Genomic DNA, 24,279 nt, shown 5'->3' on the forward strand with positions numbered 1-24,279 from the left:
AGGATGGATTCACCCGAGGCCGCCCGACCGCCTCGGTCCTGGAACTCGCTGGACCGCCGGTCACCTCACCATGAGGCGCCTGTCACTCAGGACGATCCGGTCCACGTACGGACTGGGGGTGACGATGTGCTGCGGGTCCAGGTAGTCGACGACCTCCTCGACCTCCACGATCGTCACGTTGCCGCTGCCGGCCACGACGGGGTTCGTCGTCCTGGCGCCGTGCCGGTAGACGAGGTTGCCGAACCGGTCGGCCTGGTAGGCGGAGATGATGGCGAAATCGGGGCGCAGCGCCGTCTCAAGAACGTGCGGCACGCCGTCGAAGTGACGGATGTCCTTGCCCGCGCCGATCTTCGTGCCCGCGCCGACCGGGGTGTAGACACCGCCGAGACCCGCGCGCCCGCAGCGCAGCCGTTCGCACAGACTGCCCTGCCCGATCAGCTCGATCTCCACCTCGCCCCGCCGGACACCCGCCTCCAACGGCCCGTCGAAGTTCGGGTTGTTGAGCGAGGAGAAGGTGGTGATCGCCTTGCGCACCTGGCCGAGCTCGGCGAGGTACCCGACGGGGTAGACGCCGTCCTCAGGCTCCGGGATGTACGGCTGGCCGCCGCCGGGGACCCCGTACGACTGCGCGCCGGCGCGACCGCGGCCTGACTCACACGCGATGATCGTCAGGTCGCGCAGGCCGCGCTCGGCGATCGCCTTGATCAGGGTGCTCGGGACACCGGGCACTCCGACGAAACCGCCGAAAGCGATCATCGAACCGCTTTCGATGTCGGCGACGGCCTCGGCCGCCGACTCCACGACCTTGTTGATCATCTGGCACCTTCCGTGCGTTTCGACAACTTTGAGTAGGCGGTGGGCGCCGGGTCGCCGTTCGGCTGCTCCGACACCACGAGAAGGCGCACCCGTGCGGTGGCGTCCAGCATGTGGTCCCGCATGGCGACGTAGGCGGCGTCGGGATCACCGGCCTCGATCGCCTCCGCGATGGAACGGTGCTGAGCCGCGGACTCGGTGAGCCTGCCCGGCTGGCTGAGGTTGCGGAACCGCAGCAGGCGCACCCGCCCGTCGAGCACCGCGAACGAGTCTCGCAACCCGTCACTCCTGGCCATCGTGAGCAGTGCCTCACGGCGTTCCTCCAGCGCCCGCACGTATTCCTGGACGTCGTTGGAGTGAGCCAGCCGTTCGAGCTCGTCGAAGGTCCCGCGGAACGCGGCACGTTGTTCCCGGGTGCCGCGTACGGCGGCCCACGCGGCCATCATGGGTTCCAGCGCGGTCTTGATCTGGTAGACGTCGGTGATCTCCTGCGGGCTGATCTCCCGGACGAAGACGCCGACGCGCGGGGTGATGGTGACGAGACCCTCCACGCTCAACTGCTGCAGAGCGTCACGCACCGGCGTCCGGGACACACCGAACCGCTCGGCGAGCTCGTCGGTCGAGATCCGGTCGCCGGAGGTCATCGTGCCGTTGTGGATCAGCGCGCGGATCTCTTCGATGACGACGTCCTTCGCCGAAAGAACACGGAGTCTCAGGGAAGTGCGCACAAGCTCAAGTGTGAGCGCTGATGTACTACATGTCAAGGATCAGCATCTCAGATGCGCCCGACGACACCGCCCGATCGCCACTGGCCGCCCCTTCCGGGCGGCTACGATTACCTCAGGGGGTTCGCACATCAGCGCTAATGGAGTAGGTGAAATCGTTGGATTCACAGGTCCGGATTCTCTCGGCCAAGGACGTGGTCGCCGAGGAGATCCGCGCGCTGATCTACAACGGCACGATTGCCTCCGGTGAGCGGATCTCGACCGACGATCTCGCCGAGCGGTTCGGTGTGTCCCGGACGCCGGTGCGTGACGCTCTGCAGCAGTTGAGCGTGGAGGGTCTCGTCACCATCACCCCGCGCGTCGGCGTCTTCGTCCGGGAGATCAGCCCGCAGGAGATCACCGACGTCTACCAGATCAAGACCGCGCTGGAACCCATGATGGCCGCGTGGGCCGCCGTACGCGGCACCGTGGAGCAGCGCAACGCCCTGCTGCTCTCGGTCGCCGATCTGGAACGGGCCGCCGAGGCCGAGGACGTCCCCGCGTACGTCCGCATGATCGAGGAGCGGCACGAGAAGATGCTGGCCATGGCCGGCAGCGGCGGGTTACGCGACGCCCTGGGCGTTCTCGACGGGCGCGTGCGCCTGCTGCGGTTCCGCAACCTCAGCCAGCCCGGCAGCCTCGCCGAGTCCGTCGCGGGACACCGCGCGGTCGCCGAGGCGATCGCCGCCGGCGACCCGCAGGCCGCGTACAACGCGATGCAGGCCCACAAGACACGTTCCACCGAGAAGGTCGAGGCGCTGATGCCGGCGACCGACAGCGACACACCGTCGATCACCCAGCTGGCGGCGGGCAGGCGCGGGACGACCCGGTCCACGCGCGGGCCCAGGAAGCGCCCGTCCGCGACCTCGATATAGGTCGTGTAGGCCGTGTAGGCCAACGTCAGGCCGGGTGGGGCCCCCGATGTCCCTCGCTCACCAGGGGACGCCCACCCGAGATCACCGGCCCGGCCCGCCGTACGCGTCACGAGCGGTGGCCGTGCCTACCCACCGCTCGCGCTCCTGCCGATCCTGACCGAGACGAACTTCGACTGGGTGTAGTGCCGCAGTGCCTCCACACCCTTCTCCCGGCCGTGGCCGCTGTTCTTGTGGCCGCCGAACGGGCCCTCGATCAGCCCGGCCGTCCACTCGTTGACGTAGACCTGTCCCACCTGCAGGGCGGCCGCGACGCGGTGGGCCCGGCCGAGGTCCGCCGTCCAGAGGCCCGCCGCGAGACCGTAGTCGGAGTCGTTGGCCTTGGCGACGGCGTCGGCCTCGTCGTCGAACGGGATGACCACCAGGACCGGGCCGAAGATCTCCTCGCGGGCGATCCGCATCTCGTTCGTCACCCCGGTGTAGATCGTCGGTTCGATCAACCACCCGTCGCCGGTGGCCCGCCCGCCGGTGACCAGCGTGGCGCCCTCCTCGCGCGCGACGTCGAAATAGGACAGCACCTTCTCGAACTGGTCCTTCGTCGTCTGGGAGCCGTAGTCCTCGCCCGGTTTCACCGCCCGCACCCGTTCGGCCAGCCGCGCCACGAACTCGTCGTGGATCTCGCGGGCCAGCAGCAGACGGGTGCCGTTCGAGCAGACCTGCCCGGCGTTCCCGACGAACGCCCTCGACGCGCCGGCGACGGCGGCGTCGAGGTCGGCGTCGGCGAACACGATGTTCGGCGACTTCCCGCCCAGTTCGAGCGTGACAGGGATGATCTTCTCGGCGGCGGTCCGGCCGACGATGCGACCGGCGCGCACCGAACCCGTGAACGCGACCTTCCGGACATGCGGATGCTCGACGATCGCGCTGCCCACGACGTCGCCCATGCCGGTCACCACGTTGAGCACCCCCGGCGGCAGCCCGGCCTCGGCGGCGATCCTCCCGAGCTCCAGCGTGGTCGACGACGTGAACTCCGACGGCTTGCAGACCACGGCGTTGCCGACCGCCAGCGCGGGCGCCACCGCCCTGGCCGCCTGGTTGAGCGGGACGTTCCACGGGGTGATGACCCCGACCACGCCGAACGGCTCGTGCCGCGTGTATCCGTGGTAGCCGTCGCCGAGATCGATGATCTCCCCCGTCGGCACGTTGACCAGGCCCGCGTAGAACTCGAAGAACGCCGCCGCGCCCCTGATCTCGACGTCCGCCTGCCGCAGCGGCTTGCCGGTCTCGGCGGCCTCCAGCTCGGCGAGCCGCTGCCGCTCACGCCGCAGCCCCGCCGCGATGGCCATCAGGACCCGGCCGCGGCGGATCGGCTTCTCCGCCGCCCACTTGGCGAAGGCGGCGTTCGCGGCGGCCACCGCCCGGTCGGCGTCCTCCCGGACACCCAACGGGATCTCGCACACGACCTCGTCCGTGCCGGGCCTGGTCGACGTGAGCCGCTCCCCGCCCGCCGACGGCGTCGGTTCGCCGTTGATCCAGTGCTCGTACCTCATCACCATTTGCGAATTCCTCACCGACCGAACGGTCATACGAATCAGGCGGGCTGCCCCTGCGCGGCGCCCGTGGTTGTGCGGAACACCTCGGCCAGCTTGAGCAGGTCGTCGACGCGCGCCCTGGCGATCAGGCTCGTCGCGACGCATCTGTTCCACTTCGTCTCCAGGTCGGCCCGGATCTTCTCCGGCGTCCCGACCAGCGCGACCGCCTCGACCATCTCGGTCGGCACCGCGGCCACCATGCCCTCACGGTCCCGTTCGACGAACTTGGCCCGGATCTCCCGGCAGGGCTCCTCGAATCCGAGCCGCGCGATGGCGTTGAGGTGGAAGTTCATGTTCTCCGCCCCGTTCGCCCCGACCTGGTAGGCGATGAACGGGCGGATCCGGTCGGCGGCCGACTCCAGGTCCGGGCCGAACGCCACCGAGACCGCGGGTGCGATCTCGAAGTTCTCCGGCCGCCCGCCGGGCCTGCGGGCGAAGCCCAGCTCCAGCCGCTCCCGGTACCACTCGTCCGCGATGGGCGAGAAGTTCGTCGGCAGCCAGCCGTCGGCGATCTCGGCCGCCAGCGAGATGTTCATCGGCCCCTCGGCGCCCAGACAGATCGGGATGTCCGTACGGCCGCCGCGCAGCGTGGACCGGATCGGGCGGCCGAGTCCCGACCCTCCCTCAGCGGGAAGCCGGTACGTCTTGCCCTCGTACGCGACGCGCTCCCCGGCGATGGTCGCGCGCATGATCGCGACGTACTCCCGGGTCCAGCCCAGCGGGCGTTCGAAGGGCATGCCGTACCACCCCTCGACGACCTGCGGCCCGGAGAGCCCGAGCCCGATCACGGCCCGCCCTTCGGACAGCTGGTCGAGGCTCATCGCGGCCATCGCCATCCCCGTCGGGGGGCGCGCCGCCATCTGGGCGATGTCGGTGCCGAGCCGCATCGTGCGCGTGTGCGAGCCCCACCAGGCCAGCGGCGTGAAACAGTCGGCGCCGAACGCCTCATAGGACCACGCCGACTCGTAGCCCGCGTCCTCGATCATCCGCACCGTCGCGGCGACGTCCCCCGGGTGCTCCGGGTCGGCCAGCCCGCCGATGGCGCATCCCAACCTTTCGATCATCGTGCATTCCTTTCGTCACCGGCCTCGTCACCGGCCCCGTCATTGGCCCCGTCATTGACTTCGTGATCGGCCCTGTCATCGGCCCCGGAAGTTCGCCCGCCGGCCCTCGCGCGCCGCGGCCAGCCCTTCGAGCCGGTCCGCGCTCGTGAGGAGCCGCTCGTACAGCTCGGCCTCCAGTGCGACCCCGCTGTCGATCTCCAACTGGGTGGACAGGTCGATGGCGCGCTTGGCCTGCGCGACCGCCAGCGGTGCCGCCGCGCTGATCTCGGCGGCGAGCGCGCCGACCGTGGTCTCAAGGTCGGCGGCGGGCACCGCGTGGTTCACCAGCCCCCACTGCCTGGCCTCGGCGCCGGTGAACCGGCGGCCGGTGAAGATCAGCTCCTTCGCCCTGGGGATGCCCACGAGCCGCGGGAGCAACTGCGTGCCGCCGCCCGCGGGCATGCTGCCGAGGGTCGTCTCGACGAGCCCCATGACGGCGTCCTCGGCGGCGACCACGAGGTCGCAGCTGAGCGCCAGCTCAAGGCCACCGCCCAGCGCGTAGCCGTGCACCTGCGCGATCACAGGTCGCGAGCAGTGGTACATCGCCGAGAACACCCGGGGGACGAGCCTGCGCCTGCGCCGCAGGTCGTCGTCCGTCATCTTGGCGCGTTCCGTCCGGTCCGCGCCGACGCTGAAGGCCCTGCCCCGCCCTCGCACCACGACGCACCGGATGTCCGCCCCATCCTCGATCTTCGCGAAGACCGCGAGCAGGCACCGGTACGTCGGCGTGTCGACCGCGTTGAGCACGTCGGGCCGGTCCAGCGTCACGGTCGCGACGTGACCCTCGATTCTCAGGTCCACGGGCTCCTCGGCCCCGATGCCTGCCGCTTCCATGGTCTACCGCCGGTGCTTACCGATGAACGACAGCACCGTCTTGTTGAACTCGCGGTAGGACTCCCAGTGCGGGGCGTGCCCCGCCTCGCTGAAGATCGCCACCTCGGCGTTCCTGACGTGGCCCGCCATCTCGCGCAGACGCGCCGGCGGGAGGTACAGGTCGCAGTCGCCGGTGAGCAGGAGCGTCGGCGTCCTGATCGACTCGATCGCCGGCCACGTCAGCGTGTTCTGCGGGGGCTGCTGCACGGTCGTGACCGGCAGCTTCGTGTGCTCGATCCACGTCGTCATCGCCTGCGGCCGCGCGGCCCGGTAGGACGGGCCGAGCTCGCGGAACGTCTCGGGCAGTCCGAACCAGCCCTCCGGCAGGATCGCCGTGGTGACCTCGTTCCACGACGGCTCCTGGATCCCTCCCAGCGTCGCGCCCACCGTGCAGCTCAGCAGCCGGTCCGGGACCGACAGGCCGGCGTCGAACGCCGCGAACGCGCCCGCGGCCAGGCCGACCAGGTGGAACCTTCCGACGCCGAGCGCGTCCATCAGGGCCGTCAGGTCCCCGACCATCGTGCCGGGCCGCTCGGCGGGGCCGGCCTCAGAGCCGTGGTATCCCCGCCGCGAGTAGCTGATCACCCGGTAGCCCGCGGCGGCGAACACGGCCTGCTGGTAGCCCCACGAGCCGCCGTTGCCGGTGTGCGGGTGCATGAGCACCACGGTCTGGCCCCTGCCCGGACCCCTGCCTCCGGTGCCGGTGTCCCAGACCGCCAGCCGCACGTCGGGGATCTGTACCTGCTTCATGCCGGTCATCGCGGGCACCGGGTCCCACGACGTCTGCGCGGGCAGCACCTTCTCTCGCCCGCCCGGCTTCGAGCCGCGGGCCCTCTCCTCCGCCGCGAAGGCGGCCGACGGGGCGAGCGCGACGACGCCCGCCCCCGCCACCCCGGCGAGCAGGAGGCGTCGATCGATCGTCCGACCGGTCCTGTCGTTCATGGCATCCTCACACTTTCTCGGAACGTGACAGAACAGGCGCCAATGCATCCGGCAGGGTCGTCCCCGAACGTTCGAGCCGGGAGAAAAGGCGTTCCTCAGTTGCCGTCGGGACGGTGCCCGGCGAGCAGTTGCAGCGGGTTCTCACTGAAGATCGTCTCCACGACGTCCTCGGGAACCCCGGCCGCGATCAGGTCGGGGCCGACCTGCCGCAGCACGTACGAATAACCCGGCCCACCACGGCGTTCGCGCATGCCCAGTACGCAGACGTCGTGGGAGAGCAGCAGGCTCTTTGCCCATCCGCGGCGGATCAGCTCCACCGCGTTCGCGATCCGCTGCTCCTGGAGCAGCGCGTCACCCGGGCCGTTGCCGTCGTACATCACCATCGCGCCGCGCTCGGCCAGCCGCTCGTGGTAGTCGACGTCCGGATATGTGTCACAGTGGCCGACCGCGACCCGGCTCAGGTCGCAGCCCTCGTCCTCAAGCACGTCGAGCTGCCAGGCGCCGACCTCGCTCTTGACCGCGTGCAGGATCAGCCCGAGCCCGGTCTCCTGCTGGGCTCGGGCGGCCGCGCGCAGCACCCGCTCCTCGACCCCGGAAACCCACTCACGGTCGGCGCCGATCTCGCCGATCACGCCCGGCCGTACGCCGCCCTCGCCCTCGAAGATGTCGATCAGCAGGCGGTCGGTCAGCTCGGCCGTGCTCAGCTTGTTCATGTCCTCTTCGTAGTAGGGCTCCCGGTACCACCCGCAGCCCATGACGATGTGCACGTCGGCACGTTCGGACACCGACCGGAGCACGGCGGGCTTACGGCCGAGCCCGCCGCTGGTGGCCTCGACGACGGATCCGCCGCCGAGTTCCTTGAAGACCTTCAGGTCCCGGACCGCCTCGTCCGGGTCGTTCAACGCGGCGAGACCCATCTGCCGTGTCACGCGGAACAGGTCGCACGCCACGTGCTCGTGCGGCAGGACGCGCCCGAGCTCGGACACCGGGACCGGTCCGCGTACCGTCTGCACCGTCAGTCGCTCAGCCACTGCCCATCCTCTCCTTCGTTTCTCTCGATCACCGCGCGGCCGACGGTGCTGACCCCGCCGTCAGCGGAGACGCCGTACAGCGTGAGGTGACGCGAGGGCCCGTCCCCGTCGCCGTCGTCCGCCCGGGCGAGCACGCGAAACGGCGCGCCGACCCGGTCCATCCCTCGGTAGGAGGCGCTCAGCTCCCGCACGAACGTCCCGTGTCCGCCCCACTGCACGGCGGCACGCGCCAGGTAGGCGAGCTTGAGCAGGCCGTGGGTGATCGTCCCCGGCAGACCTCTCGCCCGTGCGAACGCGTGGTCGTAGTGCACCTCGTAGAAGTCGTCGGTGGCCGCGGCGTACCGCACGACCTCGCGGCTGCTCGGGGTGACCTCGATGACCGGTACGGCGTCGGCGGGCGGCTCCGTGCGGTGCCCGGAACCGCCGCGACCCTGCCGGGCGCCCGTGCGGATCGTCGTGGTGGACGTGCGCGCGACCACGTCGTGCGTCATGCGGCGCCGGTACGTCGTCGCGAGCTGGTAGAACGTCAGGTCGCTGTCGCGGCCCGGCTTCGTGGTGACCGACTCGATCACCGTGCGCCGCTCCAGGATCTCCCCCGGCGTCACGGGCGCCTCCCACCGGCACCAGTTGCCGGCGTTGAGCCTGACCGGCGCGTCCGGGACGCCCATGGCGTCCGGGTCGGTCCGATGGGCCACCAGGAACGTCGGGGGCAGCAACGCCAGGCAGGGCACGTTTCCGTCCGCGTACGGCGGGCCGTACAGGCCTGTGATCTCCTGGAGCACCCGCGCCCGCCACTCGTCGCAGACGAAGATCTCCCACCCCGGTTCCGGCTGTGGCTCCACGGCCTCCGACACCGCTCACACCTCCGGTTCGATGCGGCTCGCGGTCCGCAGCGCGGCGCGCACCGCGGGGGCGAGGGGCGATTCGAGCTCCTCGCCGATGTGCGCGACCAGGCCCGCCGTACGGCTCATCAGGGCGAAACCGCGGTGCAGTCGCCAGGGCACACCCACCTCAAGCAGCAGCGCGGCGGCGGCGCCCGTCGCGTTGAGCGGCAGTGCCTTTCCGGTGAGCGCGGCGGCCCGCTCGACGACGAGCTCAAGGTGCTCGACGTGCCGCGCCGCGACCTTCTGGTCCCGCGCGACGTCGAGCAGCTTCCCGGCGCGCGGGTCGCCGTCGCGGTGCAGGCTGTGCCCGAGGCCGGGAATCCGCCCACCCGCGTCCACGATGGCGCGCAGCCGCGTCTCCACCGCGTCACGGGCCGCGGCGCCGTCGGCGACGTCGTCGGCGATGTCCGTGAGCAGGCGCCCGCAGCCCTCCATCGAACCGAGCAGCACGCTTCCCGCGCCGAGCAGACCGGCCGCGACGGCACCCTGGATCGCCTCGGGAGCCGACCAGAACGTCAGCCGTGCGGCGAGCGCGCTGGGCGTCAGGCCGTGGTCGAGCAGGCTCACCAGCACCGCGTCGACCACCTTGGTCTCGGCGGGGGTCGGCCTGCGGCCGGTCACCGCGAGCAGCGCGACCTCGGTGTAGGTCAGCTCGCCGATCAGGTCGTCGACGAGATCCAGCCCGCGCACCTGCACGTGGTGCTCGTCCGCCGCTCCCACGGCGGTGCCGATCTCCAGCCGCACACTGCGCCCGCTCACCGCGACGTCTCCTCGGCGCGCGTGGCGGCTGGATCGTGCGGGGAGCTCACTGTCGGCCGAGCGTTCATGTTCCGTCTCCCACTTCGAGGATGTCCGTGGTCTGGGGGTCGGACGCGGCCGGCGTCGGCAGCCCGAGCGCCGCGAACCGGCGCAGCGGCGTGACTCCGAGCCGCTGCCGGACCGCGCCGGTCACGTCGGAGTAGGTGAACTCGTCGGCCAGGCGCACGCTCTCCTGCTCCTGGGGAGGCTCCCACCGGGCGAGTTTGCGACCGGCCGCGGTGAAGGTCTGCCCGGTGATGTGGCGGTTGGCCGGGTCGAGCAGCGCGCGTACGAGCTCGGCGACCAGCTCGGGGCCCTGCCGCTCGGCGCCGGGCCTGCTGGCCTGCATCCGGTCGGTCAGTCGTGAGGTCATGCGCGTCGCCGCGGAGGGGACGACGCAGTTGACGTTGACGCCGTAGCGTCCCATCGCCAGCGCCGTGCTCTGGGCGAGGCCCACGATGCCCGCCTTGGCCGCCGCGTAGTTGGCCTGCGCCGGGCTGCCCTCCAGCCCCGCCGCCGAGCTCAGCAGCGCGATGCTTCCGCCGCGCTGGCGGCGCATCTGCTCCGTGGCGAAGCGCACGCAGTTGAACGTGCCCTTGAGGTGGACGGAGACGACCGAGTCCCACTCGTCCTCCGTCATGTTGAAGATCATGCGTTCGCGCAGGATGCCGTGGCAGGTGACAAGGCCGTCGAGCGAGCCGAACTCCTCGACCGCGCGCCTGACCAGGTCGGCCGCCGCGTCGAAGGAGACGACGTCGTGCTGGTGGGCCAGGGCGCGACCGCCCCGGGCCCGGATCACCTCGGCCACGGACTCCGCCACCTGCCCGTCCGGGTCGTGGCCGTCGACGGACACCCCCAGGTCGCTGACGACGACGCCGTAGCCCGCGGCGGCGAGGCACTTGGCCACCTCGGCTCCGATGCCCCCGCCCGCACCGGTGACGATCACTCCGCCCGGTACGGCCACCTCACACGCTCGCTGAGGACGTGGCGGAGCGGTCGAGCGCGCCCGAGGCCGCCGACCCTGCGATCCGCCCGAACACCGAGCCCGCCGTGAGCCCGCTGCCCCCCGGGTAGTTGAAGTAGAAGATCCCGCCGACGATCTCTCCGCAGGCGTACAGCCCGGGAATGGGCTCGCCGGTGACGTCGATCACGCGCGCCGACGTGTCGATCCTCAGGCCGCCGAAGGTGAACGTGATTCCGCACGTCACCGCGTAGGCCTCGTACGGCGGCGAATCGAGGGTGTTGGCCCAGTTCGACTTCGGCACCGCCAGCCCGGAGGTGCCCCGCCCGTCCTTGACGTTGGGGTTGAAGGGGACCGACTGGTCGACCGCCGCGTTGTACTCGCCGACCGTCCGCAGGAACCGCTCCTCGTCGATGCCGTCCATCCGCCGGACGAGCTCCTCCAGGGTCGGCGCCACGATCTTCGTGACCTGCCGGATCCGGTACTCGTCACGCAGCAGGTGGTTCACCTTGCTGTCGAAGACCTGCCAGGCGATCTGCCCCGGCTGCCGCAGGACCTCCTGGCCGTACTTCGCGTAGGTGTAGTTCCGGAAGTCCGCGCCCTCGTCGACGAACCGCTCGCCGCGGCTGTTGACGATGATCCCGAAGGGGTAGCTGTGCTTCTGGAACCCGTCGCCGACCACGCGGTCGCCGAACGCGGGCGCGTTGCTGTCCCAGCCGACCGCGTGGCAGCCCGACCAGTTGCCCCACGACATGGCGCCGATGTCCATCGCCATGCGGTGTCCGTCGCCGACGTCGAACTGGGTGCCGCGGACCTTGGCGAACTCCCACCCCGGCCCCAGGTAGCGGGTGCGCCACTCCGCGTTGGCCTGGAATCCGCCGCAGGCCAGCACGACGGCGTCGGCGGAGATCGTCCGGATCTCCCCGCCCGCCCGGACCACGACGCCGGTCACCTTGCCGCCGTCCTCGGTGAGGCCGATGGCGCGGTGGCCGTAGAACACCTTGCCGCCCGCCGACTCGAACGCGTCGAACAGCGAGTCGACGAGCCCGGGACCGCCTCCGTTGGCCTCCAGCGTCAGGCCGCCCCAGAAGGTGAACTTCCCGTCCACCTGGAACGCCTGCCTGCCGTAGATCGGCAGGAACCGCACTCCCTTGTCGCGCATCCACTTCAACGTGTCGAAGCTGCGTGTCACGAGCAGTTCGACCAGGTCGGGGTCGCAGCGGTACTGCGTGACCCGGGCCATGTCGTCGAAGAACTGCTCCTTCGAGTAGCTGCCGAAGTCGGTCTTCGCGAGCTGCTCCTCCGACAGGTCGGGGACGAGCTGGACGATCTCCTCCCTGCCGTCGTAGGCGAAGCGCATGGCCCCCGCGGTGAATCCGGAGTTCCCACCACGCTCGGACTCCGGGGCGGCCTCGAGCAGTGTCACCTCGGCCCCACCCTCAAGGGCGGCCAACGCGCTACACAAGCCGGCGTTACCGCCGCCGATGACAACAACTCGACTCTGACCCATGCCTACCCCTCTCCTTGCATGTGCAACGTAAACTCTAATATATCAGATGTCAACGCTCCAGCAAGGAGGCCAGGGTGGGTCCCAGGACGCCGCCCACCCGGCGGCGGACGGGAGCCCCTACCCGCCCAAATGACAGAAGGCCCAGGTCATCGACCTGGGCCTTGCTTGTTTCCCGCTCTGCACGCTCGGACTCGACCGGTTCCCCGCCGACGTCACCCGCGTCCGTTCACCGGCGGGACGGTCAACGGGTGGCGGCATCCGCCTGCGGTGCGGGCTCGGGTGTGACAACGGCGCGGGCGCGGCCGGTGAAGAGGCTGCGGGCCAGCGCGAGTACGGCGAGCACGGCCACCAGCAGGCAGACGCCGCCCCAGCCGAGGCCGGAGTAGGCGCGGACCCCGAGCCAGGAGCCGATACTGCCGCCGAGAAAGGCGCAGGTCATGTAAGCGGTGTTGAGGCGGCTGCGGACCTCGGGGCGCAGGGCGAAGATGCGCGCCTGGTTGGCGACCTGGCCGGACTGCATGGCCACGTCGAGCAGCAGCATGCCGACCGTGACGCCGATCAGCCCGGCGGGACCGCCAAGACCGCCCAGGGTCAGCAGGGCGGCGGCCGCGATGACGCCCACCATGCAGACCAGATTGACCGGGTTGGGCCCGTGACGGTCGACCAGCCGCCCGGCGATCGGGGTTGAGAACATGCTGGCGGCCCCGACCAGGGCGATCAGCCCGACCGCGGAGGCGCCGAGATGGTAGGGCCCGGTGATCAGCAGGGCCAGGCTGGTCCAGGCCGCGGTGAAGCCCGCGAAGATCAGCGCCTGGTAGAGGCACGAGCGGCGCAGGTCCGGCTCGGTGCGCATCAGGCGCAGCGCGGTGCCGATCAGGGCGGGGTAGCGCTCGCGTGACGACGGGGTCGTGGTGGGTACGGCGAACGCCAGGATCACGGCGAGCAGGATGACGACCGCGGCGGCGACCAGGTAGGGGGCGCGCCAGCCGAGCCACTGGCCCAGGCCGCCGCCGAAGGTCCGGGCCAGCAGGATGCCGCCGATGAGCCCGCTCAGCAGCGTGCCGGTCACCGCGCCGCGTCGTTGCTCGGGGACCAGCCCGGCCGTCATCGGGATGATGATCTGCGGGACGACCGTCGCGGCACCGATCAGGACGCTCGCGGCCACCAGGACCGGCAGCGTGGTGGCGAGACCGGCGACCAGTGAACCGAGCCCGGCGATGGACAGCAGCGTGACGATCAGTTTCCGGTGCATCAGCCGGTCGCCCAGGGGGACCAGCAGGAAGATGCCGGCCGCGTAGCCGAACTGCGCGGCGGTCACGACCGTGGCGGCCGTGTCGGGAGACACGTTCAGGTCGGCGGCGACGAGGGGGCTGATGGCCTGCGGAAAGTAGATGTTCGCGACGCCGACACCGCAGGACAGGGCGAGCAGGAGGATCATCCTGCGCCCCGGCGCGGCGGCCCCTGACCGGGGCATGTCGATGGGCATGAAGGTCCTCTCTGACCTAGAACCAGTTTGACCGGTTCCAAAAACGGTACCAGTTAAACCGGTTCGCAAGTAGGGTTGATTCATGACGCCAGCGCCGAGCTTCCGATCCGGATCAGGCCGGTTGTGCCTGGACTTCATCCGTACGCTGCGGCATCGCGGTACGGCCCGGCCCGAGGAGGAACTGCCGGACCCGGCGGCGCTGGCTGCGTGGGTGGGCCGGTTCGGCCCCTGGGAGTCGGTGCCCGAGGCCGCGGCGGTGGGTCACGACGCCCAGGCGAGACAGCTGCGGGAGGCGATCCACACGCTGGTCGCGGCGGCGCGTGAACCGGTGGAGGGCGGTACGGCCCTCACCGCGGCCCTCTCCGCGGCCCTCTCCACGGCCCTCTCCACGGCCGGGGACACCGTGAACCGGATCGCCGCGCTCCCGGTCCCGGCGCCCCAGCTCGACGGCTCGGGCCGGTTGCGATGGCTGGCCGCCGCCCCGGTCCCCGCGGTCCTCGCGCTCATCGCCAGGGACGCCGTGGACCTGGTCACCGGCCCCTCCATCGACCGTGTCCACGAGTGCGCCGACCCCGACTGCCACGCCCTGTTCCTCGACTCCTCACGGCCCGGCACCCGCCGCTGGTGCTCGATGAACACGTGCGGCAACAAGGCCAAGAAGCAGACGCTGCGGGGCCGGAGCGTCAGCCGTCCTGAAGGATGAGCTCACTCGCGCGTTCGGCCAGCATGGTGACCGGGGCGTGGGTGTGCGCCCGTACGATGCTGGGCATCGCCGAGGCGTCCACCACACGCAGACCGGAGGCGCCTCGCACGCGGAAGCCCTGGTCCACGACCGACAGCGGATCGGCCCCCATCCGGCAGGTGCTCACCAGGTGGTGGATGCTCAGCCCGGTCCGCCGGATGTACGCGGCGATGTCCGCGTCGTCGGTGGCCAGCGCGCCCGGGGTCAGCGGCTCTCCGCGCCAGCGCGCGTAGTCCGGCCTGTCGAGGATCCGGTGGGCCTGGCGCACGCCCGCGATGGCCGTCCGCAGGTCCGTGCCGCCCGGGTCGGACAGGTAGCGGGGGTCGACGACCGGCGCGTCGTGCGGGTCGGCCGAGCGCAGCTCGACGCTTCCCCGGCTGGCGGGACGCAGCACGATGACACCCAGCGCCAGGCCGTCCCCGGCGGCCGACTCGTGCTCGCCGAAGGGAGTCGTCAGGTGGACGATCTCGACGTCCGGGGCCGTCAGCTCGGGGCGGGTGCGCAGGAAGAGCAGTGCCTCGGAGATGATCGAGTTCAGGGATCCGGTCCGCTCCTTGAGGTAGAGCCGCATGTCCTCCAGGTCCGCGGCGGCGCCGGGAGACTCGAACCCGCGAGCGGCGAAGGCGAGGGGAACCACCAGGTGGTCGGTCAGATCGCGGCCGACTCCGGGGGCGTCCACCCGTACCGGGATGCCGTGCGCGGCCAGCTGCCCGGCCGGGCCGATCCCCGACAGCATGAGCAGGTGCGGGCTCCCCACCGCTCCGGCGGCGAGGATCACCTCGCGGCCGGCGCTGATCTGGAGAATCCCGTTCTCCGTCTCCACCTCGACGCCGGTCGCCCGGGTCCCGTCCATGAGCACCCTGCGCACCAGGCCGCCGGTGACCAGGGTGAGGTTCGGACGCTCGCCCGGCTCGCGGAGATAGCCGTCCGCCGAGCTCCAGCGGAGGCCGTCCCGGTGGGTGGCGCGGGCGAGGATGTACCCGTCCTGCCTCTCGGCGGCCGGCTGGTACCCGAGCTGGGCGCAGGCGCTGAGGAAGTCGGCGGTCGGGGGGACGGGATGACGCATCCCCGCCAGCCGGATCCTCTCCTCGGCCCGATCGAAGTACGGCAGCAGGTCCGTGTGCGCCCATCCGTCGAGCCCGGCCGCCGCCCAGCCGTCGTAGTCCGCCGGGTGGCCACGGGTCCACAGTTGCGCGTTGATCACGGAGGAACCGCCAAGGGCCTTACCACGGGGAATGGGAATGGTACGGCCGTCCAGCCCGGTCTGCGGCACCGTGGTGAAACCCCAGTCGAGCGCGCTGCCGAACATTCTGGGGAACAGCACGGGAACCTGGATCTCGGGGTGCTCTTCGGGCCTGGGGCCTCCGGCCTCCACGAGCACCACGCTGATGCGCGGGTCGGCACTCAACCGGTGCGCGAGGACACACCCCGCGGAACCGGCCCCGACGATCACGTAGTCGGCGGTTTGCACGATGTCGTTCTCCATTTCTCTAAGGGCGTCAGGAAAGGGCGGCTGTGGCTTTGAGACGGGTGAAGGTGCGGTCGCAGTACAGCAACGGCATCCGGTGCGGGTCCGTGTGGAGCTCCTCGACCCGGCCGACGAGAATGCTGTGGTCACCGCCGTCGAGGACGGCGTGCATGGAACAGGCCAGACGCACCAGCGCGCCGGGCAGCCCCGGCAGGTTCATCTCGTACGGCCGCATGTCACCGGCCGCGAACCGGTCGATCCCGGAGGTGGCAAAACGCTGCGCGACCTCGACGTGCTCGGTCGCCAGGATGTTCACCATGAAGCGGTCGGCGGAGGTGAAGGCGTCGTGCGTGCTGGCGAAGCGGTCCAGGCACAGCAGGACGAGGGGTGGGTCGAGCGACAGGGAGCTGAAGGAGCTACCGGTGAAGCCCCATCGGCGGCCTGCCGCATCGACGGTCGTGGCCACGGTCACCGGGCCGGGGACCCGGGCCATGGCTTGTCGGAACGAAACGGCGTCAACGGACATCGGTGATCTCTTTCTCTGCTGAAAGAAACGGTGCGGGAGGCTCGGCGGACCTGACCCGCCCGGCCGTACCGGTTGACCGGTACGGCCGGAGGTCATCGGCTCAGCGGGTGACGCCGTACCCGGACGCCCGGCGGCGCGGTTCGCTCACGCGCCGCCGGACGCCGGTCACCGTGTGGATCGCCGGCGCGGGCACAGACGTCATCGCCTCCGGCGCGCGGGTGGATCAGGCGGGCCGCGACATCTCGGCGGCCGTGCCGGAGGACTCGCCGGACTCGGCCCGGATCACCAGGCGTCCCCCCGGAAGTCGACCACCGTCTTCAGCCCGGTGGTCGTACGGTAGTTCTCCAGGATCTTGACGAGACCGTCGTAGTCGTCGAACGGGTGGACGGTGGACAGCAGGCGCTTACCGTCGACGATCCCCGAGACCAGCATCTGCATGGCGGCGGTGATGACGTTGGCCGTGTGGTGCATGGGGAAACTGCTGACGTCGAAGGGCGAGGCGCTGATGTTGATGCCCTTGGCCAGCATCAGCCACGTGTCGAAGCTCTGCATCTCCTGGGACGCGCCGTACAGCACGTACCTGCCGCGCGGTTTGAGCTTGCGCATCGCGACCCGCCTCGGGTCCTTCGCCGGATCCGCCACATTGACGGTGGGCAGGCAGTCGAAGACGTAGTCGAAGGTGCTCTCCTGCACTTCCTCGATCAGTTCGTCCGGGAAGTAGGCGCGCTCGGAGAAATGCGCCTCCGCATGGGTGTTGCGGTGCGGATTGGCGTCCACGGAGACCACCGAGTGCGGCGCCAGCAGTTTCTTGATGATGCTTCCTGCGATGATCCCGATGGGCCCGGTACCGAGAATGAGCACCCGGTCGCCGATCCTGGGCGCGTTGGCCAGCACCGAACGCAGAACTCCCGTCGTCGGCTCGATGAAGGAGGCCTGCAGGTCGTCGAGCTCTTCGGGCACTTTGACGGCGGCCGCCCGCCGGTCGTCATAGAAATTACGATCGGCCTCGAAGACATCCGTTTTGATCTCTCCGGAGAATATAGGACGCAGTGTCCGGTATTCAGCGAAGCCATCGTAGTCGGTCTGTCCCCAGTAGACGATGCGGTCGCCGACCTCGATACCCGGGCCGGTGAACTCCGAACCGATCTCCACGACCTCGCCGAGATACTCGTGGCCCAGGACCACCGGATATTCGGAGGGGAACAGGTGGCCTTCGAAGAAGGAGACGTCGGTTGAACAGATCGATACGCATCGCGTCTTCATCAGCAGCCCGTCGGCCGGAACCGTGGGCTTGGGAAGTTCGGCCAGAATCGTCTTACGCGGGGCGAGAAGCTGTACGGCCTTCATGGTCTGCATGACTCTCTCCTCTGTACGTGACCGGCGTTAACGTCGCATCATCAGGGGGCCGCCCAGCAGGTACTGGCCGACCGTCTCGAAATGGGTGTGCGACAGGGTGATGTGTTTGACGGCCGTGTGGACGTCGCGGAAGTAACGCTCCAGCGGGCTTGAGGTGTAGATCGCCGTGGTCCCGGCGAGGCGGAAGGCGGTGTCCACGACGCTCGTGGCGTTCTCCGCGACGGTCGCGGCGGTGAGCCGGATCAGCGCGCTGAGCGCGTCGCCGCCGTCCTCTCCGCAGGTTTCCGCGTGCCACGCGGCGTCGACGAGCGCCAGGCGGGCGGCACGCAGCTGCGCCTCGGCCCGCCCCAGCTTCTCCTGCACGGTGTGACTGCCCGCCAGGGAGTTCGTCGCCGCCGCCGGTGTCTTCCTCGTGGCCAGTGACTTGAACGCCTCAAGGGCGCCCTGCGCGGTTCCCACGGCGGTCGACGCCGAGGTGAACGGCCCGAAGTCGTAGTAGCCGATGGCGTACGCCCGGGACGGCCGGGCGGCCGGCGGCCGGAGCATGTCGGCGACGGCGACGGTGAAGTCCTCCGTGACGAAGGTCTCCTCGATCTCGAAGTGCTCGCTGCCGGTGCCCCGCAGGCCGATGGTGTGCCAGGTGTCGAGCATCCGGCACTCGGATTTGGGGACGAAGAGCATGCGCGTCTCCGGCCCGGTGTCCGTCATGTGGGGGGTACCGTCCTCGCCGGTGACGACCGCCGCGCAGATCAGCCAGTCGGCGTGCGCGGAGCCGCTGGCGAACGCCCAGGTGCCGCTCAGCCGAAACCCGCCGTCGACCGGGACCGCCCGTCCCGACGGGTTGACGCCGCCGACCACAAGCGTGTCGTTCTCCGCGAAGAGCTTGCGGGCGGTCTGCTCGGGCAGGTAGTCCGACAGCCGTCCGATCGCCCCCTGCACGCCCATCTGCCAGGCGACCGACGGGTTGGCGGCCGCCAGCCGCTGGATGACGGCCGATCCGGTTCTCAGGCTCACCTGGCCGCCGCCGAAGTCCTTGGACACCCACATGCGGTGGACGCCCGCGGCCCGGAGCGCGTCGATGACGGGCGCGGGAGTCACCCGTTCGTACTCGGCCTGTTCCCGGTGCTCGTCGATCACCGACGCCAGCGCGTCGGCTTTGGCGAGCCAGTGATCGGTCTCCGCGGTGGCCGGTGTTTTGTTCAACAGTCGTTTTGGCTGCTCGTTCACGTATCCCCCGGTCGTGGAAATCAACGCATTCATTTCCTCTTCTTTTCTCTGCCGCCGCCCCACAGTCGGGGCTTCGCGAGGATCCGGCTCTCGCCGTCCGTCTGCGAACCATTCCTAGCCATAGTTCGTTGTCCGGTATCGAAGGCTGCACACCAGACAACAAGCACCGGACAATGGCTCGGTGACCTGATGGGCGGGGGTGGAGATGCCACGAGCTGAGCGTCCCTTGGACGACAACGACAGTGCGTTAACGCGTTTCGCTGCTGACCTGCGGCTGTTACGCGCGAAATCGGGGGGACCTCCTTATCGAGAATTGGCGAGCCGGGCTCACTATTCAGCGGCGACGCTGGCCGACGCGGCGGCGGGCCGGAAACTACCGAGCCTCGCCGTGACGATCGCCTATGTACAGGCATGCGGGGGTGACGTGCATGAATGGGAGGACCGATGGAAGACGGTCGCCGCAGAATCGGCCGAAGGGAACACCAAGGCCGAAAACGATAAGAAGCGGAATCCCTACTTCGGCCTGACTGCTTTTCAAACGGAAGACGCCGATTGGTTCTTCGGCAGGGAGCGGCTCACCGAGGAGCTGGTGACCTGCGTGCGCGAACACCGTTTTCTCATGGTGCTCGGCGCATCAGGGGCGGGAAAGTCGTCGTTGTTGCGGGCCGGGTTACTGTCCGCGTTCGGAAAGGAACAGAAAACGGCTTCCTGGCCGACGTTGCTGTTCACGCCCGGACCGCATCCCCTGGACGAATGTGCCGCGCGCCTGGCCACCTTGGGTCATGAATCGGCCGCCACCCTGCGCAAGGAACTGGACGAAACCCCGCGTGCCCTGCACCTGGCCGTGTTGCAGGCGCTGACCGACCGGCCCGCGGACAGCGAACTGCTGGTGGTCGTGGACCAGTTCGAAGAGGTCTTCGCCCTGTGCCGCGACGCCGACGAGCGTGTCCGGTTCATCGAGGCGCTGGTCACCGCCGCCCGGGCGGCCAACAGCCGCGTCCGTGTCGTCCTCGGGGTACGCGCCGACTTCTACGCCCGCTGCGCCGAACACACCGATCTCCTTGAGGCGCTGCGGGAGTCCCACCTGCTGGTCGGGGCGATGAACGTCGAGGAGCTGCGCCGAGCCATCAGCCGGCCCGCGGTACAGGCGGGCTGTGTGGTCGAAAGCGCGCTGCTGGCCCGCCTCATCGCCGACGCCGCGGGGCAGGCGAACGTCCTGCCGCTGGTTTCGCACGCCCTGCGGGAGACCTGGCGACGCCGTCGCGGTAACGCCCTGACCCTGTCCGGTTACGAGCGGGCCGGCGGCATACATGGGGCGATCACGGCCACCGCCGAACAGCTGTACGCGAACCTGTCGGACGCCCAGGCCCACCAGGCACAGAGGATCCTGCTGCGGCTGATCAACCCGGGTGAGCAGGCGGCAGACACCCGCCGCCCCGCCTCCTACGCCGAGTTGCTTCCCGACACGAGCCCCGACGCCGCCGAGGTGCTGGAACAGCTGGCCGCCACCCGGCTGGTGACCCTGCACGAGGACACCGCCGAACTCGCTCACGAGGCTCTCATCTCCTCCTGGCCGCGCCTGGGCGAATGGATCGATCAGGAACGCGAGCTGTTACGCGTGCAACGGCACCTGACCGAGGCCGCCACCGGCTGGCAGGAACTCGGTGGTGACCCCGGTGCCCTGTACCGGGGAACCCGCCTGAGCGCCGCCCGGCCTCTGCTGGCCCACCCGCAGGACCTCACCTCGCTGGAGAGCGCCTTCCTGCGGGCCTCCGTCGAGGCGGCGGACCAGGCCGAACGCGCCACCGTCCGGCGCAGGAAGCTGGCACGTCTGGCGGTGGCCGCGCTGACCGTCCTGAGCGTCCTGGCCTCGGCCGCCGCCGGGGTGGCCATCACCGCGGCCCGCCAGGCCGACGCCCGCGGCCGGGAGGTCCTGGCCCGGCTCGTCGCCAAGAGCAGCGACGAACTGGCCGCCACCGACCCGGCCCTGGCCGGACTGCTGGCCGCGGCGTCCTGGCACTTCACCCCCACCGCCGAGGCCCGCTACACCATGCTCACCACACTGACCGGCGCCCTGGACGGCGTCCTGAACAACCCGGCCGGGGGCGTCACCACCGTGGCCTTCAGCCCGGACGGCGGCCTGCTGGCCGCCGCGGGCGCCGATGGAAGTGTGCAACTGTGGCAGGTCGCCGCTCGTCACCTCGTCGCCACTCTGCCCGCCGGTCCCGCCCGCGACAGCGATGTCCGCACCATGGCCTTCAGCCCGGACGGCCGCCTGCTGGCCACCGCGGGCTCCGGCGAGGACGTACGGCTGTGGGACGTCGCAGGCCGCCGCCTGACCGCGACCCTGTCCACCGGTCACACCACCGCCGTCGCCCTCGTGGTGTTCAGCCCGGACGGCACCAGGCTGAACACCGTCGGCGACAGCGGGAACGTCCAGGTGTGGGATGTCGCCACCCGCCGCCCGGCCGTCACCCTGCCCGCCACTCCCGCCCACGGCGTGACCGGCGTGGCCTTCAGCCCCGACGGCGCCACTTTCGCCACCAGTTACGTCAACGAGACGCACGTGCAAAGCTGGGACCTGGCCACCCGTCGCATGAACGGTCCGTTGTTCGACGGCGACGTCGGCCCCTCCCCTCGGGTGAGGTTCAGCGCCGACGGCACCACCGTCGCCACTTTCGGCGACAACGCGAACGTGCAGTTGTGGAACGTCGCCACTCACGGGCGGGTCGGCCATCCACTGCCCACCGGCTACACCAGCGAACTGGCGTTCAGTCCGAACGGCGCCACGCTGGCCATCGTCGGCAAGGGCGAAAAACGCATCCAGTTGTGGGACGCCCACACCCAGAGCTCCATCGGCGTCCCGTTGAGCGGCCACACCGGCCCGATCACGGATATCGCGTTCAGCCCGGACGGCGGCATCCTGGCCAGTTCCAGCGACGACGGAACCATCCGGTTGTGGAACACCTCCGCGCGCCACGAGAACAGTGTCCTTCTGACCGGCCACACGCTCGATGTCACCACCGTGGCCTTCAGCCCGGACAGCCGCCTGCTGGCCAGCGGCGGGAACGACAAGACTTTCCGGCTCTGGGACGTCACGGCACGCCGCCCGATCGGCGTTCCCGTGACCGGCTCCGCCGGCGGCATCGCCACGCTGGCCTTCAGCCCGGACGGCCGCCTGCTGGCCGCCTCCGGCAGCGACACGAGCGTTCACCTCTGGAGCGCCGCCACCCGCCGTCCGATCGGTACCCTCACCCCCAAGGGGAACCAGGGCGCGGTGAACACGCTGGCCTTCAGCCCGGACGGCACCAAGCTGGCCACCGGGAACTGGTACGGCGCCACCCAGCTGTGGGACGTGACCACCCACCAGCCGATCGGCGCCCCCCTCCTGAGCCACAGCGGCGCGGTGAACACGGTGGCCTTCAGCCCCGACGGCCGCCTGCTGGCCACCGGCAGCTGGTACGGCGTCGTCCAGTTGTGGAACGTGGCCACCCACCAGCCGATCGGTACCTCCCTGATGGGACACGGCAGTTCGGTGAACACCGTCGCCTTCAGTCCCGACGGCACCACCCTGGCCAGCGGTGGAACGGACAGGACCGTCCGCCTGTGGGACGTGGCCACCCGCCACCCGATCGGCGCCCCCCTGATGGGACACAACGGCTCAGTGAACACCGTCGCCTTCAACCCGGACGGCACCACCCTGGCCAGCGGCGGAGAGGACAGGACCATCCGCCTGTGGGACGTGGCCACCCGCCACCCGATCGGCGCCCCCCTGATGGGACACAACGGCTCAGTGAACACCGTCGCCTTCAGCCCCGACGGCACCACCCTGGCCGGCGGCGGAGAGGACAGGACCATCCGCCTGTGGCAGGAGAGGATACCGGAGGACCCCTCCGCGGAGGTCTGCGCCGTCGTGGGCCGTTCCCTCACCCCGCAGGAATGGCGGCAGTACATCCCCGGACAGCCCTACCAGCAGGTCTGTCCTTAACACGTTTCCGCACGTCATCGGCCTGAACGGTACGGCGGGGCAGGGATGGCGCCCCGCCGTGCCCGGCTCTCCGTCCCCCGTCACCTGGTGGCGTACGGGTTCGGCCTGATCACGGCCCATCCGTTCCGAGGCGGGCGCCGATGGCCACGGTACCGGCGCGACCAACTTTCTATTGACAATCCTACGATCGTATTCATTACGATAGTTACATGAAAGCAAGGAAGCGGGTCGGACCACTCTGGATCGCCCTCGCCTGCGTGCTCGTCCTGGTCGCCGGGGTCGGTGCGTGGATCGTCGTGCAGAACGATTTCGCCGTACGCGAGGTGCGGGTGACCATCCCCGGCCCGAAGCAGCCGCTGAAGGCGGTGCTCGCGCTGCCGACGGAGGGGAAGGGTCCGCAAGGGCTGGTTGTCCTCGCTCACGGGGACGGAGTGGCGGACGCCTCCAGGGACGGGTTCTACCGGCCGATCTGGGAGGCGTTCGCACGTGCCGGATACGCCTCGCTGTCCTGGAACAAGCCCGGCGTCGACGGCGCGCCGGGGAACTGGCTCCACCAGAGCATGAGCGATCGCAGCGCGGAGGTCGACGCCGCGCTGGACTGGGCGAAGCGGCGACCGGAGATCGACCCGAATCGGCTGGGAGTGTGGGGGATCAGTCAGGGCGGCTGGGTGCTGCCCAAGGTGGCGGGAGACCGTACCGACCTGCGCTTCATGATCCTGGTAGGGGCGGCGGTGAACTGGTTGCGGCAGGGCGAGTACAACCTGCGGGCCGAACTCCAGGACCAGGGCGCGCCGGACGACAGGCTCGGCGCCGAACTCCGCCGACGTGCCGCCCAGATCCGCCTTCTTGAGGAAGGCGCCGGGTATGACGAGTACCTCGCCTCCAGGCTGGACGACCCGCCGATGAGCAGGGACCGGTGGGGGTTCGTTCTCCGGAACTTCCGCGCCGATGTGACGGACCGGCTTCCGAGGGTGCGCACCCCGACTCTTCTCGTGCTCGGGGACCACGACCGCAACGTCGACGTCAAGGAGACCGAGGCCGCCTATCGCGCGGGCGTCCCCCAGGGCCTGCTCACGGTCGAGACGCTCCGGGGCGGCTCCCACAGCGCGGCCAGGTACGAACTGGACACCCCCGGCAGCGTCCGGGGTCTGATCACGTACGTCGCCGCCCCCCGTTCGCTCTACGTACCCGGCTACCTCGACTCACTCACCGACTTCGTGAAGAAGCACGGGCGGTGACCATGGAGGAACCACGCCTCCGGAGCGGCCCCGTTCGGCAGGTGGGAGAGCAGACCAGGCGGTACCCGCGTGAGGGCGTCCTCCGGTTCCTGTCCGATCCCACCT

Annotated in this window: 20 protein-coding genes; 4 read left to right on the forward strand and 16 right to left on the reverse strand. The window is 70.2% G+C overall.

Annotated elements, in window-relative coordinates; genetic code table 11:
• Window positions 1-60: 60 nt before the first annotated feature.
• Together ABZ463_RS26155 and ABZ463_RS26160 are read right to left on the reverse strand one after the other, a co-directional pair.
• Window positions 61-816, reverse strand: a complete 756-nt coding sequence (locus ABZ463_RS26155; RefSeq protein WP_352014546.1) for a 3-oxoacid CoA-transferase subunit A — start codon at window positions 814-816, stop codon at window positions 61-63.
• On the reverse strand, window positions 813-1,541 hold the full coding sequence (locus ABZ463_RS26160) for a GntR family transcriptional regulator (protein WP_362779907.1): 729 nt from the start codon (window positions 1,539-1,541) through the stop codon (window positions 813-815). The genes ABZ463_RS26155 and ABZ463_RS26160 overlap by 4 nt, the downstream gene beginning before the upstream one ends.
• 155 nt (window positions 1,542-1,696) lie before the next feature.
• Here ABZ463_RS26160 and ABZ463_RS26165 point away from each other — a divergent pair, with 155 nt between their 5' ends.
• The gene (locus tag ABZ463_RS26165) at window positions 1,697-2,452 is read left to right on the forward strand and encodes a GntR family transcriptional regulator (RefSeq protein WP_362779910.1); all 756 of its coding nucleotides are present in this window, start codon (window positions 1,697-1,699) and stop codon (window positions 2,450-2,452) included.
• Between the two features lie 125 nt (window positions 2,453-2,577).
• Here ABZ463_RS26165 and ABZ463_RS26170 read toward each other — a convergent pair whose 3' ends face one another.
• From ABZ463_RS26170 to ABZ463_RS26215, 10 genes are all read right to left on the reverse strand, one after another.
• Window positions 2,578-4,020 (reverse strand): aldehyde dehydrogenase family protein, encoded by a 1,443-nt coding sequence (locus ABZ463_RS26170; RefSeq protein WP_352015721.1) that lies wholly within the window; start codon window positions 4,018-4,020, stop codon window positions 2,578-2,580.
• Window positions 4,021-4,040: 20 nt separating this feature from the next.
• On the reverse strand, window positions 4,041-5,105 hold the full coding sequence (locus tag ABZ463_RS26175) for an LLM class F420-dependent oxidoreductase (RefSeq protein ID WP_352015720.1): 1,065 nt from the start codon (window positions 5,103-5,105) through the stop codon (window positions 4,041-4,043).
• A gap of 75 nt (window positions 5,106-5,180) precedes the next feature.
• Complete coding sequence (locus tag ABZ463_RS26180; RefSeq protein ID WP_362779914.1) at window positions 5,181-5,945, reverse strand: enoyl-CoA hydratase-related protein; 765 nt, start codon at window positions 5,943-5,945, stop codon at window positions 5,181-5,183.
• 36 nt (window positions 5,946-5,981) lie between these two features.
• Window positions 5,982-6,959, reverse strand: a complete 978-nt coding sequence (locus ABZ463_RS26185) for an alpha/beta fold hydrolase (protein ID WP_362779916.1) — start codon at window positions 6,957-6,959, stop codon at window positions 5,982-5,984.
• A 95-nt stretch (window positions 6,960-7,054) separates the two neighbouring features.
• Window positions 7,055-7,990: a hypothetical protein gene (locus tag ABZ463_RS26190; protein WP_352015717.1), complete on the reverse strand. Its 936-nt coding sequence runs from the start codon at window positions 7,988-7,990 to the stop codon at window positions 7,055-7,057.
• Window positions 7,975-8,844 (reverse strand): MaoC/PaaZ C-terminal domain-containing protein, encoded by an 870-nt coding sequence (locus ABZ463_RS26195; protein ID WP_352015716.1) that lies wholly within the window; start codon window positions 8,842-8,844, stop codon window positions 7,975-7,977. Before ABZ463_RS26195 ends, ABZ463_RS26190 begins: the two co-directional genes overlap by 16 nt.
• 3 nt (window positions 8,845-8,847) lie before the next feature.
• Window positions 8,848-9,633, reverse strand: coding sequence for a citryl-CoA lyase (locus ABZ463_RS26200; protein WP_362779919.1), 786 nt, complete (start codon window positions 9,631-9,633; stop codon window positions 8,848-8,850).
• A 64-nt stretch (window positions 9,634-9,697) separates the two neighbouring features.
• Complete coding sequence (locus tag ABZ463_RS26205) at window positions 9,698-10,636, reverse strand: SDR family NAD(P)-dependent oxidoreductase (protein ID WP_362779922.1); 939 nt, start codon at window positions 10,634-10,636, stop codon at window positions 9,698-9,700.
• Between the two features lies 1 nt (window position 10,637).
• Window positions 10,638-12,143 carry an FAD-dependent tricarballylate dehydrogenase TcuA gene (tcuA, locus tag ABZ463_RS26210; RefSeq protein WP_352015713.1) on the reverse strand — a complete coding sequence of 502 codons (1,506 nt, stop codon included), beginning with the start codon at window positions 12,141-12,143 and terminating at the stop codon, window positions 10,638-10,640.
• Between the two features lie 241 nt (window positions 12,144-12,384).
• Window positions 12,385-13,629 (reverse strand): MFS transporter, encoded by a 1,245-nt coding sequence (locus ABZ463_RS26215; RefSeq protein WP_362779925.1) that lies wholly within the window; start codon window positions 13,627-13,629, stop codon window positions 12,385-12,387.
• A gap of 82 nt (window positions 13,630-13,711) precedes the next feature.
• On the opposite strand from ABZ463_RS26215, the gene ABZ463_RS26220 reads away from it, so the two are divergent.
• Window positions 13,712-14,332 carry a CGNR zinc finger domain-containing protein gene (locus ABZ463_RS26220; protein WP_362779928.1) on the forward strand — a complete coding sequence of 207 codons (621 nt, stop codon included), beginning with the start codon at window positions 13,712-13,714 and terminating at the stop codon, window positions 14,330-14,332.
• Here the strand turns inward: ABZ463_RS26220 and ABZ463_RS26225 are convergent.
• The 4 genes from ABZ463_RS26225 to ABZ463_RS26240 all read right to left on the reverse strand — a co-directional run bounded on the left by ABZ463_RS26225 (window position 14,313) and on the right by ABZ463_RS26240 (window position 18,981).
• Window positions 14,313-15,857 (reverse strand): GMC family oxidoreductase N-terminal domain-containing protein, encoded by a 1,545-nt coding sequence (locus tag ABZ463_RS26225; protein WP_362779931.1) that lies wholly within the window; start codon window positions 15,855-15,857, stop codon window positions 14,313-14,315. The two genes, ABZ463_RS26220 and ABZ463_RS26225, sit on opposite strands and share 20 nt — an antisense overlap.
• 13 nt (window positions 15,858-15,870) lie before the next feature.
• Complete coding sequence (locus ABZ463_RS26230) at window positions 15,871-16,365, reverse strand: flavin reductase family protein (RefSeq protein WP_352015709.1); 495 nt, start codon at window positions 16,363-16,365, stop codon at window positions 15,871-15,873.
• Between the two features lie 282 nt (window positions 16,366-16,647).
• A complete protein-coding gene (locus ABZ463_RS26235; RefSeq protein WP_352015708.1) occupies window positions 16,648-17,721 on the reverse strand; it encodes an alcohol dehydrogenase catalytic domain-containing protein in 1,074 nt (357 codons plus the stop codon).
• Window positions 17,722-17,748: 27 nt separating this feature from the next.
• Entirely contained in the window at window positions 17,749-18,981 is a 1,233-nt protein-coding gene (locus tag ABZ463_RS26240; protein ID WP_362779935.1) for an acyl-CoA dehydrogenase family protein, read from the reverse strand.
• 172 nt (window positions 18,982-19,153) lie between these two features.
• Between ABZ463_RS26240 and ABZ463_RS26245 the strand changes: the two genes are divergently transcribed.
• Together ABZ463_RS26245 and ABZ463_RS26250 are read left to right on the forward strand one after the other, a co-directional pair.
• Window positions 19,154-22,936, forward strand: a complete 3,783-nt coding sequence (locus ABZ463_RS26245) for a hypothetical protein (RefSeq protein WP_362779938.1) — start codon at window positions 19,154-19,156, stop codon at window positions 22,934-22,936.
• Window positions 22,937-23,145: 209 nt separating this feature from the next.
• Window positions 23,146-24,174 carry an alpha/beta hydrolase gene (locus ABZ463_RS26250; RefSeq protein WP_362779941.1) on the forward strand — a complete coding sequence of 343 codons (1,029 nt, stop codon included), beginning with the start codon at window positions 23,146-23,148 and terminating at the stop codon, window positions 24,172-24,174.
• Window positions 24,175-24,279 lie beyond the last annotated feature (105 nt).

Origin of the sequence: Streptosporangium sp. NPDC020145, assembly GCF_040631275.1 — a bacterium.
Taxonomy (GTDB): domain Bacteria; phylum Actinomycetota; class Actinomycetes; order Streptosporangiales; family Streptosporangiaceae; genus Streptosporangium.

Coding starts and splice junctions, on each gene's coding strand:
- ABZ463_RS26225 (WP_362779931.1), bottom strand. CDS start 15,857: ATGGAGAACGACATCGTGCAAACCGCCGACTACGTGATCGTCGGGGCC.
- ABZ463_RS26220 (WP_362779928.1), top strand. CDS start 13,712: ATGACGCCAGCGCCGAGCTTCCGATCCGGATCAGGCCGGTTGTGCCTG.
- ABZ463_RS26175 (WP_352015720.1), bottom strand. CDS start 5,105: ATGATCGAAAGGTTGGGATGCGCCATCGGCGGGCTGGCCGACCCGGAG.
- tcuA (WP_352015713.1), bottom strand. CDS start 12,143: ATGGGTCAGAGTCGAGTTGTTGTCATCGGCGGCGGTAACGCCGGCTTG.
- ABZ463_RS26215 (WP_362779925.1), bottom strand. CDS start 13,629: ATGCCCATCGACATGCCCCGGTCAGGGGCCGCCGCGCCGGGGCGCAGG.
- ABZ463_RS26185 (WP_362779916.1), bottom strand. CDS start 6,959: ATGAACGACAGGACCGGTCGGACGATCGATCGACGCCTCCTGCTCGCC.
- ABZ463_RS26230 (WP_352015709.1), bottom strand. CDS start 16,365: ATGTCCGTTGACGCCGTTTCGTTCCGACAAGCCATGGCCCGGGTCCCC.
- ABZ463_RS26245 (WP_362779938.1), top strand. CDS start 19,154: ATGCCACGAGCTGAGCGTCCCTTGGACGACAACGACAGTGCGTTAACG.
- ABZ463_RS26155 (WP_352014546.1), bottom strand. CDS start 816: ATGATCAACAAGGTCGTGGAGTCGGCGGCCGAGGCCGTCGCCGACATC.
- ABZ463_RS26235 (WP_352015708.1), bottom strand. CDS start 17,721: ATGCAGACCATGAAGGCCGTACAGCTTCTCGCCCCGCGTAAGACGATT.
- ABZ463_RS26240 (WP_362779935.1), bottom strand. CDS start 18,981: ATGAATGCGTTGATTTCCACGACCGGGGGATACGTGAACGAGCAGCCA.
- ABZ463_RS26250 (WP_362779941.1), top strand. CDS start 23,146: ATGAAAGCAAGGAAGCGGGTCGGACCACTCTGGATCGCCCTCGCCTGC.